Origin of the sequence: Peteryoungia rhizophila, assembly GCF_004912145.1 — a bacterium.
GTDB classification, from domain to species: Bacteria; Pseudomonadota; Alphaproteobacteria; order Rhizobiales; family Rhizobiaceae; genus Allorhizobium; species Allorhizobium rhizophilum.
The window spans coordinates 125579-140224 of sequence record NZ_STGT01000002.1; the positions used below are offsets into that span (position 1 = coordinate 125579).

The following is a 14646-nucleotide window of genomic DNA, read 5'->3' on the forward strand; positions in this document are numbered from 1 at the left end:
AATCAAAATTTACACATAGGCTGTGTCTAACTAAGGTCGTTTACCGTCTGGCGGTAACAAGCCCTGCCAAGAGCGGGTTCGTGGTGGTCGATGCCGTCGCATGGTGGAAGCCGCATTGCGCGAGCAGGCCGATGATTTCATGCGCTGTTCGGCAACGTCCCGAGCCCATGGCCGCGAAGTAGGTGCCAAAATAGAGCGCGGCGAGGTTAGGGCCTTCGCTGTCCCCAGCCATGGCCTCTGCAACGATCAGTGTCGCTCCGGGAGAAAGATGGCGATGGAGATTCGACAGAATCAGCAGCGCACGCTCGTCATCATGGTCACAGAGGATTCGGATCAGCGACACGCAGTCATCCGTCGCTGGGATCCGATCCGTGACGAAATCACCGGAGTGCAGGGTTGCGCGGTCGAGAATGCCCTGTTGGCTGAGGTGACGCGATGCGAGTTCGGTGACCGCAGGAAGATCGAACAGGGCGAGTTTCAGGTCTGGATGGCGGTTGCCCGCTGCACAAAGAAAGGCGCCTTCGCCTCCGCCTATATCGAGCACGGAGCGGTATTGTCCAAAGTCGTGTGACGCGAGGATGCAGTCGGCAAGCATGGCCTGGCTCTCACGCATCAGGGCCGAATAGGGCGCGACATCCGCGCTCCCGATCGTGGCCGGAGCACCGCCGCGAACATAAGCCCAGTAGCGGCGTAGTTCCGTTTCGCGAACCTCCCCGCGCCAGAAGGCCTCGGCATTGGCGATGTCACGGTAGAACATGTCATGGTGGCGGATCATTTCGCGCAGACCACGTTCGGACGCGAGAACCGCGCCAGCGTCGGACAAGACCCACAGATCGGGTCCGGCGTTCACTACAAGGTCGAGGCGTCTCGCCTGATCTAGCAGGTGTCGCATGTGGTCTGGTGTCACGCTGCAGCGCAAAGCGATGGCAGTGGTCGAACGCGCTGCACCCTCCAGTGCCTCGAACAGGCCGAGATGCACGCAGGCCGACAGGATTTGGGTGTGGACGAAGCCGGTGGTCAGGTGGAAGAGTTGGTTCGCCTTGCGGTTTGCTATGCCGCGCAGAACAGGCAGCCGCGCGACGAGGGCACGGAAACGGGGTGACGCGATCTGACGGTTGCGCCAGAGCCGCAGTCTGACGGCGAACGAGTTCACGGGATCTCGCTCGCCGTGCTGCATGCCGGCTGTTCTGCCGGTCGGCGGGCTGGCCTGAAAGCCTCTTCCACCGCCGGTGTCCATGGCATCACGCAGCGCTGGTTGCGAGCGTCTTCGGCATCAGCCGCGTCGCTTCGTTGCGGATCATCGAGCGGAAGGCTTCGGCGCCCGGGCAGTCCGGGACACTGTCGACAGCCTCGCCCACGAGGCATTTCAAGCGGACAAGGGACGCATCGAGGCCGATGCTGGCGACAATGTTGGGTTTGCCGTTGCGGCTGTCCTGGCCGATGGGCTTTCCTGCGTCCGATTGCCCGACGGCATCGTATAGGTCGTCCGCGACCTGATAGGCGGCGCCTAGGGCGTCTGCCAAGACCAGCCATTCCTGGGGGTTGCCGCCCGACGCGATCGCGCCGGTGGAAACTGCTCCACTAAACAGCGAGGCGGTCTTGGCGCGGTGATAGGCGGCGATGTTGATCTCCGGTTCGCTCTCCCAGGCCTGCCCGGCAACCAGGCCGTAAGGACTGCCGACGGCCTTTGCGATGGTCGCGATCATCGGAGCGGTGAGAAGGGGGGTCGTCTGCGTTTCTCTCGCCACCGTCTCGAAGGCAGCGATGATCAGGCCATCGCCGACAAGCAGAGCGATCTCCTCGCCGAACTCCGCGTGTACGCTGGGTGCGCCGCGCCGGGTCATTGCATTGTCGAAGCAGGGCATGTCGTCGTGTACCAGCGATGCGCAATGCAGGAGTTCGATTGCGACGGCTGCGCTGTCGGCGGCGAGGGGGGCGCTGTCGCCGCAAGCAGCAGCGACGGCGAGGCTGAGGCGCGGCCTTATGCGTGCTCCGCCGGGGAATACGGCGTGTCGCAAAGCTTTCGACAGGATGGGCGGACATCCGTTGGCGGTCGCGTAACGCAGGGAGCGCTGCATGCCGGCTTCGATGCGCTCGGGGAAATCCATATGACTCACCTCCAAAGATTGCGCGATTGTAAATTTTACTCAACTGACTATTGTGTCAATCAAGATTGACACATGTGCACTGTATGTCAACCGGTGACAGGAGAGGGTTTTGTCCGCATCGACCGAAAACACCGTGGCGGTGATCGGCGCCGGCATGGCGGGGCTCGCCGCTGCCGTCCGGCTCGCGGCGGCCGGCTACCGTGTCGTCGTTCTCGAAGCGCAGGACGAAGCCGGTGGCAAGATGCGGCGGGTGGAGGTCGATGGTATCGGCTTTGATGCCGGTCCCACCGTGCTGACGATGAAATGGGTGTTCGACGCACTGTTTGCCTCGGCCGGTCGCAGGCTCGACGAGGAGCTCACCCTGACGCCATCCTCCGTCATCGCGCGGCACTATTGGCGGGGTGGGACTTGTCTCGACCTTCACTCAGATCCGAAGGACACTGTTCGCGCCATTGCGGATTTTGCCGGACGACGGGAGGCGGACGGTTATCGCCGTTTCGCCGCAGACAGTCGGCGGATCTTCGAGGTGTTGAAGGATAGCTTCATCGATGCCTCAAGACCCAATCCGCTCTCACTGTCGCGCCGCATCGGGCTTGGGCGCCCTGCCGATCTCTTCGCGATCAAGCCGTTCGCGACACTCTGGTCCGCGCTCGGCGGCTATTTTTCCGATCTGCGGCTTCGCCAGCTTTTCGGCCGATACGCCACCTATTGCGGCTCTTCGCCCTATCTCTCTCCCGCCACGCTGATGCTCGTCGCGCATGTCGAGCAGGAAGGTGTCTGGATGGTGCAAGGCGGCATCCGCGCATTGGCGAAACGGCTCGAGGCTCTGGCCGTGGGGCTAGGGGTCGAATTCCGCTATGGCGATGCTGTCACCGAGATCCTGGTGGATCCGTCGAGGCAAGCCGTGTCCGGTGTCGGCACGCGGGCAGGGTTTCGTCTTCATGCCGGGCAGATCGTCTATAACGGTGATGTCGCAGCGCTTGCCCAACTGATGGGTTCAGTCCCGGATGCGGACAAGTCGCAATCCCAGCGTTCGCTGTCAGCCTTGGTGCGTTGCAGCCTTGCAAAACCGGTCGGCGTTCCGCTCGCCCATCACACGGTTTTCTTTTCCGACGATTACCAGCGCGAGTTCGAAGCGATCTTCGCCCGCCGCGAGGCGCCGTCGGATCCGACTGTGTATCTCTGTGCCCAGGATCGCGACACTGATGGTCAGCTCCCTGTGGGACATGGTGGTCCTGAGCGGATCTACGCCTTGATGAACTTGCCGGCGGACGGTGATCGTCGGCGTCGCGACGAAAGAGAGATCAGCGGATGTCTGAAGAGCATGGAGGAGCGGCTGGCGCTGAACGGTCTGACGCTTTCAGCGAGCCCGGCGCCAGCGAACATCACGACGCCGGACCGCTTCGCGGAGCTTTATCCGGCGACAGGCGGGGCCCTTTACGGAATGGCGTCACACGGATGGATGGCATCCTTCGCCCGACCGGGATCGAAGGGGCCGCTGCCGGGGCTTTATCTGGCGGGGGGCAGCGTGCATCCGGGGCCAGGTCTTCCGATGGCGGCGCTTTCGGGCAAGCTCGCAGCCGAACGGTTGATGGCGGACCGGCCTTTGACCAGGCTGTCCCATCGGGTGGCTATCACTGGTGGTACATTGACGGAACGAGCGACTGCGGACGTTTCGCCTTCACAGTGATCGCCTTCATCGGTTCCGTCTTTTCGCCCTATTATCACTGGTCGGGTCGCAAGAACCCGCTGAACCATGTCGCCTTCAATGTCGCGCTCTACGGTCCTCGAGGCCATGCCTGGGCGATGACTGAACGCGGTACGCGGCATTTGCGGCGCGAAGGTCGGGCACTGGAGATCGGCGGCAGTTCCATTTGTTTCGACGGGTCGGAGCTCGTGCTCGCCTTTGACGAAGTGTTTCTGCCATGGCCAGGCCAAAGGTGGTGGCCTGAGCGGATGCAAGGGGAGATCCGTCTCGCTCCATCCATCCTGGCGGATCAGGCCTATCGGCTCGATCCGTCCGGACGGCATGTCTGGCAACCGGTCGTGCCCCAGGGACGCGTCACGGTGTCCAGCGAGATGTTGCCGAATGGCGGGTGGTCCGGGCAGGGCTATCACGACATGAACTATGGGAGCCGGCCTTTGGAAAAGGATTTCGAGGGTTGGGACTGGGCGCGTGGGGCGACGGAAGACGGTCGAGCGATCCTCGTCTACGACGCGGTGCTGGCGGACAAATCTCGCAATCGGTTCGGTCTCCTCTACGCCGAGGATGAGGTTCGCGAGATCGAATTGCCGGCTCGGCAACGCTTGGCTCGCGGCTTCTGGGGCGTGGGAGGCGGGGTCGCCTGCGACGAGGCTGCCGATGCGAACCTATGCGGCGTTTACGAGGACTCGCCTTTCTATCGGCGTTCTCTGGTGAAAACCGAGATTGCTGGCGAGCGTCTCGTCATGATGCATGAGACCCTGGACTGCCGGCGGCTGGCCAATCCCCTGGTCAGGCTGATGTTGCCTTTCCGCATGCCGAGACGGGCCTAGCTGGCCTCCTCATTGCGCTGCTTCTCCTGCTCGGCTTCGCGCGTGCGGGCCTCCGCCTTCAGCTTTTCCTTCTTCAGGTCGCGCATCTGCCAGACGTAAAAAGCGATCGCCAGGCTGAAAACGAAGGCCGCTTCGATCAGGCCGAAATAGTTCTCAAGCAAGGGTCGCCACCTTGTCCCTCGCAGCGCGCCGGCGTTCGAGGGCTTGCGTGCGAGCATCGGCGTGAAGGCGAAGAAGAATGTCCGTCACCCGCCCGATCGTATTGTCGTCGTCCGTTGCTTCCGAAGCAGTGGAACGGAGCAGCGACCGGCTTTGCTGGAGGGAGCCGCTCACCGTCACAAGCTCCCGTGCGGCAGGGTCCGCTCGACTATGCAGATCGCGGATCGCCGTTGCGGTCCAGCGGCTGTCCTCATATCGCGCCCGGATCATCAGGCCGATCTTGGTGCCAAGTCCGGTCGTGGCTCGGTTCGAGACGCTGTCGTAGCCATTGCCTGCTATGCTCGTCCCGATCGCCTCGTAGACAAGCGCTGCCGTGCGGATCGCGTGCCGGCACGGTTTCGGCAAGCTGCAAATGCCGGCATGGCCGAGGCGATAGTGCCGGGCGGCCTCATTGAGCAGGCGCTCGACCACCTTGGCCAGCGCGGGACTGAATTCGGGCTCGCGCAGAAACGCCTCGGCATCGATGCCGTGTTCCTCTAGCCAGTCGAGCGGAAGGTACAGTCTGCCGTTTCTCGCGTCCTCACCGACATCCCGGGCAATGTTGGTCAGCTGCATGGCGATGCCGAGATCGGCGGCCCGGGCGAGTGCTGCGCGGTCGCTCACTCCCATGACCGAGGCCATCATCAGCCCGACGCTCGATGCCACGCAGGTCGCATAGGCCTTCACATCGTCAATGGTCTGGTGACGGCGACCGTCGAGATCCATGGCGAAGCCATCGAGCAGGGCTTCGACCACCGGTTTGGGGATCGCGTGCTCATGGACCACGCGCGCAAAGGCGCGGTCGCAGGCGAAGGGGGCGGGCTCACCGACGTAGATCATGTCGAGACGTTGTCTGAGCCTGATCAGGGCCGGCATGCCGCTTCTCGGGTCGTCGATCAGATCGTCTGAATGGCGGCAGAAAGCGTAAAGTGCACGGGCCGCCTGCCGAGTTTGGGCGGGCAACAGAAGGGAGGCGAGATGAAAGGATTTCGAGCCCCGGCGGATCGCGGCGGAACAGGCCCTCTCGTCTTCGACGTCACCGGAGAAGCCGTAATTCAGCAGGATCGGTCGGCGGGTGAGGGGACGTGCGAGGTGAGCGTGAGAGTTGGAAGCGTCAGGCGTGTTCATGAGCGGGAGTCCCTTGCGTCTTGCTGCCACGTGCCTGCGAGAAGGGTGACCGGGTCCGGCACGAGATCAGCGACGATGCGCGCCGAGGAAACGACGCCCGGCAATCCGGCGCCCGGATGTGTGCCGGCACCGCAGAGGAAAAGGTTGTCGAGCTCCTCGCTCTTGTTGTGCGGACGGAACCAGGCACTCTGAAAAAGCTTCGGTTCGAGCGCGAAGGCCGCGCCCTGCCAGGAAAGGAGGCGGTCGCGGAAGTCGATCGGTGTGGCGATACGGGAGGTCACGACATGGCGTGACAAGTCGGGCAGGACCGTCTCTTCCAGCCGTTGCTCGATCTTGCGGCGATAACTTTCTGCCGTCTCGGTCCAATCGGTCTTGCTGTCCAGGTTGGGCACCGGGCTCAGCACGTAGAAGGCATCGCAGCCGGGCGGGGCAAGCGACGGGTCGCTCGCCGTCGGCCGGTGCAGATAGAGGCTGAAATCCTCGGCGAGGCGGTGGTTCCTGAAGATGTCGTCGAGCAGTCCTCGATAGCGCGGGCCGAAGAGCATGGTGTGATGCTGCACATCGTCGTAACGCCTACTCGTGCCGAAATACCAGACGAAGAGGCTCATGGAGTAATCCCCCCTTGCGAGCTTTGCATCGGTCCAGCGCCGGCGAGGATGGGCCTTAAGTAGTTTGCCGTAGGTTGTTGCGGGATCAGCATTGGATATGACGATGTCGGCAGCGATCCGTTCACCGGATGCCAGCCTCACGCCCGTCGCCCGGCGGCCTTCGGTCACGATTTCTGTCACCGTTTCCTCGAGCCGAATGCGGCCACCGTTCCGAGTGACGAGCGACGCGATGCCACGGACGAGGGCATTGGTGCCGCCCATCGCGTGGTGGACGCCGTACTTCCCCTCCAGGTGCGCGATCAGGCAATAGAAGGAAGTCGCCGAAAACGGGTTGCCGCCGATTAACAGGGGATGGAAGGAAAAGAGAGTTCGAAGCTTGTCGCTACGGAAATGCTTCGACACGACCGAATAGACGGATCTGTAGCCACCCAGACGGACGAGGCGGGCTAGCGTCTTCGCCGTGAAGAGGAGGCTGTGAAAGGGCTTGTGAGCAAGCTGTTCGAAGGCGACCTCGTAGATGCGGCGGCTCTCGTCGAGGAAGCTGCGATAGCCGGCGACGTCGCGCGGTTCGATCCGGGCGATCTGCGCTTCCATCGCCGCACGGTCGCCGGAATAGTCGAAGACTGTGCCTTCGTCGAAACGGACACGGTAGAAAGGTGTGTTGGGCCTGAGGTCCACGTCGTCGCTCAGCCGGCCACCGCAATCGCGCCACAGGTTCTCGAAGAGCCAGGGGGCGGTGATGATGGTGGGGCCGGCATCAAAGGTGAAGCCGTCCTGCCTATGGGCATAGGCCCGGCCGCCCGGCTCGTCCAGTGGGTCGAGGATGGTGACGCGATAGCCCTTTGCACCCAGCAGAGCCCCGGTCGTTAGCCCGCCGACGCCGGCGCCGATGATAATGGCATGCGGCCGGTTGTCCGCTGGAGAGTGTCGCGATTTCGGAAAGCGTTCGGCGATGTTCATGCTGCGTCCGCTCCGTTTGATCTCTGTTCGCCGATCGCCTCATCCAGCCAGCAGACGACATCGGCAGCCCGACATTCGTGCAGCAGATGTCCTCCGCGGTCCGTCAAGACGAGCCGGCTGCCGGCGGCCTGCCGGGCCGCATGCGTCGAGTTTTCGATCGGCACCATCGGATCGTCGCGGGCGGCGATCAGTGTCATCGGAAAGGGGAGACGCCGAAGCGTTGCGTCGAAGCGGGTCAGATCCCAGGCCGCCATCATGCCGAGCGCGCCGCGGACATGGGCGGGTGAGGCGAGCAGTCGGCGGTAGAGTGCCTTGCCTTCTTCGTCGATCGAGGAGCCGGTTGCTGACAGAAGATTTCTGCCGAGTGGTGTTGCGCGCGCGAGCAGCGAGAACATCGATGCGGAAAAGGGATTGGCAAACAGCGCCTTGGCGAGCGGCGAAAACAGCGCATTGCCGCGGATTGGGAGATAGGCGCCGTTGATGCCGACGACATGGCGCGGCACGGCCGAGGCCTGGCTGGCCGCGAGCATGACGGCGATGGCCGCGCCGGCCGAGTGGCCGATGATAATGGCGGGGCACCGGTCGATGAGGGTGAGGAGCTCTGTCAGCACCCGCACCATGCCCGGAAGCGAGAGGTCGCCCGAACCGCGCGTGCGGGTAAAGCCATGCCCCGGAAGGTCGGGGGCCACGACGCGGAAGCGCGTGGACAGGAGCGGCAGCAGGTGCCGCCATGAATGGGAGGCAGCACCTGTGCCATGCAGAAGCAGGATGACAGGTGCGTCTTCCGGCCCAGCGAGCTGGACGTGCCAGTCGCAGGAGGCGGTCTTCAGGAACTGGCTCGCGCTGCGGTTCGGCCAGGATGTGCCGTCTGTCTCCCAGTGAAGCCCGTCCCGTGCGCCGCTCATGTCCGGGCCTCCTGCATGGAGCGGTCGACGAGATGCGAGACACGTCCGGCATCGGCCTTTCGCAGGACGTGCAGGTCGGCGCCGAGCATTTGGGCGAGGTTGGTGACGCTATCGCGGGGCCGCCGCGCGATGTCGATGCAGATTGTCCGGAAGTCTCGGAGCTTGCACGATGCGGCGAGCCTTTGGAGTTCATCGGCCGCCCGTGCACGGTCGGGTGTGCCATCGAGAGCGATGTTGCCGCTGCCATCCGTCAGCAGGACGAGCACCGGGCTGCTGCCACGGCGCTCCACCGATAATGCCAGTTCCAGACCCGCCTTGAGGCCGGCTGCGAGCGGCGTCGGACCGCCACCGGGGAGCGCCGCAAGCTTGCGCTTGGCGGCCGTCAAGGAGCGCGTAGGTGGGAGCAGAAGTTCCGCTGCAGTGCCCCGAAAGGCGATCAGGGCGACCTCGTCGCGACGGACATAACAGCGGGCGAGAAGTTGCTCGATAGCGCCCTTGGTCTCGCCGAGCCGCTCTAGGGCGGTCGAGCCGGAAGCATCGACGACGAAGATCGCGGTCGAGGGGGCGGCATGGCGCAGCCGCACGTAGCGGAAGTCGTCGCGTGTAACAAAGGCGCGAGGGGTTCTCGCATCAGACGCGGGCACGTCATCGGCTTTGCTGAAGGCAAGGCGCTGGGCCGCTCTGATGCGCTGAAAGGGGGCTGCCGCGCGTAAGGTCGCGACGATATCCGGCTTCGCCTCCGGATGCGGTGGTGCGAGACCGATGCCGAATGGTCTGCCCCGGCGGGCATTCTTGCGGACGCCGCCGGATTTCCCGGCAGAGCCCGCCCCAGGGGTGGGGCGTTGGCAAATCGAAATCCACGGATCGGCTACGAGCGCGCCCGCCTGAACGGCTGCCAGCATTTCGGTCAGCGTGTCGAGCTGCGTCGGGGCCGTCGTGGGCTCTGACGGTTCTTCCGGCTCGGTCATGTCTGCTGGCGGACGTTGCTCTTCCGCTTGTTGCGGGTGCTGATCGATGTCGGGTCCGGGTTCGTTTGCCTCGGTGGGGGAGGCTTCGGGCTGGGGAGCAAGGCGGAGGCCGAGGCAGAGCCGAAGGGCGATCAGCACATCGCTTTCGTTGGTTGCCAAGCGACCGTCGTGCCAGGCGAGCAGTCTTGCCGTGCGAACGAGATGGCCCAGAATTCGCGGCGAGCGGTGGCCGGCAGACAGTGACAGCGAGGCGAGGGCCTTCATGAGCCGGTCGTCGATCGTCACGGTGCGCCATGCGGGGTCAACGTCAGCAGTGCCAACCGCTGCTGCGGATGTGCTAGTCGTGTGGTGCCAGGCGATTCCATCGAGATCTACGCGCAACGCGAGCCGGTCGCCGAGCAGGTTGGAAATCGGTGCTTCCTCGTCGAGGGACTCGTCGATGGCGATGACCAAGAAACCGCCAGCAATGGGCTGGTCCACGGATTTTGCAACCAAGGCGGCGAGAGCCGGGTCGAGGCGCTCCGACATCGGGATCAACAGTGCGCCTCCCTCAGCGCGGGCGAGAAGTCCCTGCTGACGGATCATCCTGCCTTGCGCCGAGGTCGCTGCGAGGTCGATCCCACCGATGAGATTGGCAAAGGAACTGCCCGGCGGCAGCCGTGTCCAAGGGGTATTGGCGCCCAATCGATCCTGCAGGCGGGACAGGAAAAGGTCGCGGACACCGCCAGATCGTGCCTTGAGCCACAGGCCGCCGATCGCTGCCCTTCCAACGCAGAGGAGCTCGATGGCGAGCATGGCATCGGCCCATAGCTCGGCTCCCCGATCATCCAGCGCCTGTTCAAAGGCATCGTGCGGGCCGAGTTCAGCCATTTCCGTGACCTGCACTGATCGTCGCCAGCGCGCGCTCGACCCTCGGCGTCGAGCCGGCGTCGTCGAGTGGATCGCGGCGCAGACGATGGCAAAGGACCATCGGCGCGATTTCGGCGATGTCATCCCAGGTGACGAGCTTGCGTCCGGCCAGTGCCGCAGCGGCGCGGCCCGCCCTCATCAGTGTGAGCTCGCCCCGCATCCCGTCGATGCCGAGCCTGAGGCAAAGCTGCGACATGCGCATCACCACGTTATCCGGGATCTCGACTTGGCGGAGGATCTTGCGGGCGGCGATGACGCGCCGGCCGATCGCTTCGTCCCGTTTCGCCCAAAGTTTCACGAAGGCTGCCGGATCGGTCTCGTAGGCGTCGCGGCGGCGGATGACGTCGATGCGCTGATCAATGTCCTCGATGGTGCGGACGTCGACCGAGAGACCGAAGCGATCGAGCAGCTGGGGACGAAGGTCGCCCTCTTCTGGATTGCCACTACCAACGAGCACGAAGCGGGCGGCATGGCGGATGCTCAGCCCTTCGCGCTCGACCACGTTGATACCAGAGGCCGCGGCATCGAGGAGGAGGTCGACCAGATGGTCTTCGAGCAGGTTGATCTCGTCGATATAGAGAAAGCCTCTGTTGGCGGCGGCCAACAGCCCGGGTTCGAAATGCTTTTCGCCGGCCACCAGCGCCTTCTCGATGTCGAGCGAGCCACAGACGCGATCTTCCGTGGCGCCGAGCGGCAGGTCGATCATAGGTGCCCGATGCTTGACGATCGGCGGCGGCTTCAGACCTTTGGCCGGATTGCAGACGCCGCAGGCTGGCTGGGGTTCGGCCGGCAGACAATTGTAGCGGCAACCCGTGCGCGTTTCGATCGGCGGCAACAGCTCCGTCAGGGCTCGAACGGCGGTCGATTTCCCCGTACCTCGATCGCCGAAGATCAGGACGCCGCCCAGCAGAGGCTCGACCGCGGCCATCAGGAGGGCCTGCTTCATGTCCTCCTGTTCGACGATGGCGGCGAATGGGAATGATTGGGCCATGGATCCCGTCTCGGTTCGAGTGTCAAATTTAGTTTACACTTTTCGCCGTCGCTTTGAAGGGGGTGTCGTGCGGAATCTTGGGCCTGAACGAAAACGGCCGCGCTCGAGGCGCGGCCGTTGGCATCAGGAACCATTCTTGGTTCAGGTTCTCAGCACCCGGTAGATCGCCGGGATGACCAGCACCGTCAGCAGCGTCGAGGAGATCAGGCCGAAGAGCAGGGAGATCGCCAAGCCCTGGAAGATCGGGTCGGTCAGGATGACGGCGGCACCGATGATGGCGGCGAGTGCTGTCAGGAGAATCGGCTTGAAGCGGATGGACCCAGCCTCGATCAGAACGTCCGTCAGCGTCTTGTCGGTGTGATCGGCATGGCGGATGAAATCCACCAGTAGGATCGAGTTGCGAACGATGATGCCCGCGAGTGCGATGAAGCCGATCATCGATGTCGCCGAGAAGGGCGCGCCGAAGAGCCAGTGACCGCCGAGGATGCCGATGAAGGTCAGCGGCACGGGTGTCAGGATCACCAGCGGCACCTTGAACGAACCGAACTGGGCGACGACGAGGATGTAGATGCCGAGCAGCGCGATCATGAAGGCGGCGCCCATGTCGCGGAAAGTCACCCAGGTGACTTCCCATTCGCCATCCCAGAGCAGCGTTGCCTCGTCTTCGTTGGTCGGCTGGCCGTTGAGCGAGATCACCGGCTTGGGCAGGCCCGTCCAGTCCTGCGCATCGATCGCCTCCTGCACGGCGAGCATGCCGTAAAGCGGGGCCTCGAAGTCGCCTGCCAGTTCTGCCGTCACCATCTCGGCGCTGATGCCGTTGTGGCGGAAGATCGGCAGGGAGGTCTTCTCGTCGAGGACACGCACGACATCGCCGAGTTCGACCACGCCCTTGTCACCCGGCAGGACATTGGCCGGCATCGGGGTCGAGAGGAAGCGCTCGTCGATGACCTTTTCGCCCTTGGCCCGCTCCAGCCGGATCGGGATCGGCGGACGGCCTTCGCCGCGATGGGAGTATCCGATGGTCTTGCCGTTCGACAGGATCGAGATCGTATCGAAGACGTCGCCCTCTTCGACACGGAAGAACTCCGCGTCGTCGGTCGAGATGACCAGCCGCTTGCGCGGGGCCTCGACGCCATAGGAATTGTCGACATCGACGATGAAGGGGACCGAGCGGAAGGCCGCCTCGACCTTGGCGGCCACGGCGCGACGGATTTCTGGTGTCGGGCCATAAATCTCTGCGAGCAGGGTCGCCATGACCGGAGGCCCCGGCGGTGGCTCGACGACCTTGAGGCTGGTGCCTTCGGGCATGGCGATCGATGCAATCTGCTGGCGTATGTCGAGAGCGATTTGGTGGCTCGAGCGGTCCCGTTCCGACTTCGGCGTCAGATTGATCGCGACGTCTCCCTGATAGGAGGCGGCGCGCATATAGGCATGGCGCACGAGACCGTTGAAGTTGAAGGGTGCGGCGGTGCCAGCATGGGTCTGCACGGAGACGACCTCCGGCATGTCGAGAACGGTGCGGCCGACGGCTTGGGCAATGGCATCGGTCGCCTCGACGGACGAGCCTTCCGGTAGGTCGATCGTTACCTGCAGTTCCGACTTATTGTCGAAGGGCAGGAGCTTCACCGTGACGTGCTTGGTGTAGAAGAGGCTGAGCGAGCCGAGCGTGAGCAGCCCGACCAGACCTAAGAAGATCCAGCTGCGGGTCTTGGTGGCGAGGATGGGGCGGGCGGTTGCGGCATAGAGCCGTCCGAGTTTTCCACCCGTCTCGTGATCCTCATGGGCGTGGACGGGCGCATTCCCGGCGACCTTCAGCATCAACCAGGGTGTGACCATAACGGCGACGAAGAAGGAGAATATCATGGCCGCCGAGGCATTGGCCGGGATCGGGCTCATATAGGGGCCCATCATGCCGGAGACGAAGAGCATCGGCAGGAGGGCAGCGACGACCGTCAGCGTCGCTACAATCGTCGGATTGCCGACTTCGGCCACGGCCTCGATAGCGCTGCGCTGGCGGGAGCGCTTGTCGCCCATGCCCCAGTGGCGGGCGATGTTTTCGATGACGACGATCGCGTCGTCGACGAGAATCCCGATCGAGAAGATGAGGGCGAAGAGCGAGACGCGGTTGAGCGTGTAGCCCATCAGGCGCGAGGCAAACAGGGTCAGCAGGATCGTCACGGGAATGATGATCGCAACGACCAGGGCTTCGCGCCGGCCGATCGCCAGCCAGACGAGCGCGATGATCGAGACGGTCGCGAGACCGAGGTGGTAAAGAAGTTCGTTCGCCTTCTCGTCGGCGGTTTCGCCGTAATTGCGGGTCACCTCGACATGGATATCCTCAGGGATCAGCTTGCCTTCGAGAGCTTCGACCCTCGCGAGGATGGTTTCCGCCACGACCACGGCGTTCGATCCGGCGCGTTTGGCGATGGCCAGCGTGACCGAGGGGACGCGTTCCACTGTCTCCCCGTCCTTGCGGAGCATCGAAACCAGGGCTTCGCTGGTGTCGGTGGCGAAGTCTATCGTCGCGACGTCGCGGACATAGACCGGGCGACCATCGCGGGCGGTCAGCAGCGGGTTGCCAATCTCGGCCGGTGTGGACAGGGTCTCGCCTGCGATGACGTCGATCTGGCGGCCCTGTTCACGCACCTGCGAGGCCGGCATGGCGGTGTTTGCGCCGCCGACCTTGCCGGCGAGCTGCTGCAGGGTGATGCCGTAAAGGGCGAGTTTTTCCGGCTGCGGCGAGATGCGGATGATCTCATTGGTTTCCCCGACGACATAGGTCAGGCCTACGTCCTCGACCTTGGCGACCTCGTTGCGGACTTCGCGCACGATGCGGGTCAGGTCGTTGGCACCGACATGGCCGCTCGCGTCCTTGGTCGGGGAGAAGGTCAGCGTGACGATCGCCACGTCGTCGATGCCGCGGCCGACCACTTTGGGTTCGGCGATGCCAACCGGTATGCGATCAATATTGGCGCGGACCTTGTCATGAACGCGGAGCACTGCCGTGTCGGACGAGGTGCCGACCAGGAAGCGGGCGGTCACCATGACCATGTTGTCCATGGACTGAGAGTAGATGTGCTCGACGCCGTTGATGCTCTTGACGATGGTTTCCAGCGGCTCGGAGATCAGCTTCTGGGCGTCGTCTGCGCGCAATCCCGGAGCCTCGACGATGATGTCGACCATCGGCACGGAGATCTGGGGTTCCTCTTCGCGCGGCAGGGTGAGGAGCGCCACGAGGCCGAAGGCGAAGGCGGCGATTAGGAAGAGCGGTGTGAGCGGCGACTTGATGAAGGCGCGCGTCAGATTGCCGGCAATGCCCAGATTGGCCATAGGCGT

The 14646-nt window shown here is 63.9% G+C and carries 11 protein-coding genes; 2 read left to right on the forward strand and 9 right to left on the reverse strand.

Annotated elements, in window-relative coordinates; all coding sequences use genetic code 11:
- Nucleotides 1–40: 40 nt before the first annotated feature.
- Both E9677_RS06590 and E9677_RS06595 read right to left on the reverse strand, forming a co-directional pair.
- Nucleotides 41–1177, reverse strand: coding sequence for a methyltransferase (locus E9677_RS06590; protein ID WP_235882879.1), 1137 nt, complete (start codon nucleotides 1175–1177; stop codon nucleotides 41–43).
- A gap of 64 nt (nucleotides 1178–1241) precedes the next feature.
- Complete coding sequence (locus E9677_RS06595; RefSeq protein WP_136557321.1) at nucleotides 1242–2108, reverse strand: polyprenyl synthetase family protein; 867 nt, start codon at nucleotides 2106–2108, stop codon at nucleotides 1242–1244.
- A gap of 109 nt (nucleotides 2109–2217) precedes the next feature.
- Here E9677_RS06595 and crtD point away from each other — a divergent pair, with 109 nt between their 5' ends.
- Nucleotides 2218–3798, forward strand: a complete 1581-nt coding sequence (gene crtD / locus E9677_RS06600; RefSeq protein ID WP_136557322.1) for a 1-hydroxycarotenoid 3,4-desaturase CrtD — start codon at nucleotides 2218–2220, stop codon at nucleotides 3796–3798.
- On the forward strand, nucleotides 3795–4643 hold the full coding sequence (locus tag E9677_RS06605) for a carotenoid 1,2-hydratase (RefSeq protein ID WP_136557323.1): 849 nt from the start codon (nucleotides 3795–3797) through the stop codon (nucleotides 4641–4643). Before crtD ends, E9677_RS06605 begins: the two co-directional genes overlap by 4 nt.
- Here the strand turns inward: E9677_RS06605 and E9677_RS25140 are convergent.
- From E9677_RS25140 to E9677_RS06635, 7 genes are all read right to left on the reverse strand, one after another.
- The gene (locus tag E9677_RS25140; RefSeq protein WP_168801145.1) at nucleotides 4640–4804 is read right to left on the reverse strand and encodes a hypothetical protein; all 165 of its coding nucleotides are present in this window, start codon (nucleotides 4802–4804) and stop codon (nucleotides 4640–4642) included. The genes E9677_RS06605 and E9677_RS25140 overlap by 4 nt on opposite strands.
- On the reverse strand, nucleotides 4797–5969 hold the full coding sequence (locus E9677_RS06610) for a phytoene/squalene synthase family protein (protein WP_136557324.1): 1173 nt from the start codon (nucleotides 5967–5969) through the stop codon (nucleotides 4797–4799). The genes E9677_RS25140 and E9677_RS06610 overlap by 8 nt, the downstream gene beginning before the upstream one ends.
- The gene (locus E9677_RS06615; protein ID WP_136557325.1) at nucleotides 5966–7537 is read right to left on the reverse strand and encodes a phytoene desaturase; all 1572 of its coding nucleotides are present in this window, start codon (nucleotides 7535–7537) and stop codon (nucleotides 5966–5968) included. Before E9677_RS06615 ends, E9677_RS06610 begins: the two co-directional genes overlap by 4 nt.
- Entirely contained in the window at nucleotides 7534–8442 is a 909-nt protein-coding gene (gene bchO, locus E9677_RS06620) for an alpha/beta fold hydrolase BchO (RefSeq protein WP_136557326.1), read from the reverse strand. Before bchO ends, E9677_RS06615 begins: the two co-directional genes overlap by 4 nt.
- The gene (locus E9677_RS06625; protein ID WP_136557327.1) at nucleotides 8439–10280 is read right to left on the reverse strand and encodes a VWA domain-containing protein; all 1842 of its coding nucleotides are present in this window, start codon (nucleotides 10278–10280) and stop codon (nucleotides 8439–8441) included. Before E9677_RS06625 ends, bchO begins: the two co-directional genes overlap by 4 nt.
- Nucleotides 10273–11310, reverse strand: coding sequence for a magnesium chelatase ATPase subunit I (gene bchI / locus E9677_RS06630; protein ID WP_136557328.1), 1038 nt, complete (start codon nucleotides 11308–11310; stop codon nucleotides 10273–10275). Before bchI ends, E9677_RS06625 begins: the two co-directional genes overlap by 8 nt.
- Before the next feature lie 141 nt (nucleotides 11311–11451).
- Nucleotides 11452–14640: an efflux RND transporter permease subunit gene (locus tag E9677_RS06635; protein ID WP_136558101.1), complete on the reverse strand. Its 3189-nt coding sequence runs from the start codon at nucleotides 14638–14640 to the stop codon at nucleotides 11452–11454.
- Nucleotides 14641–14646: the final 6 nt, after the last annotated feature.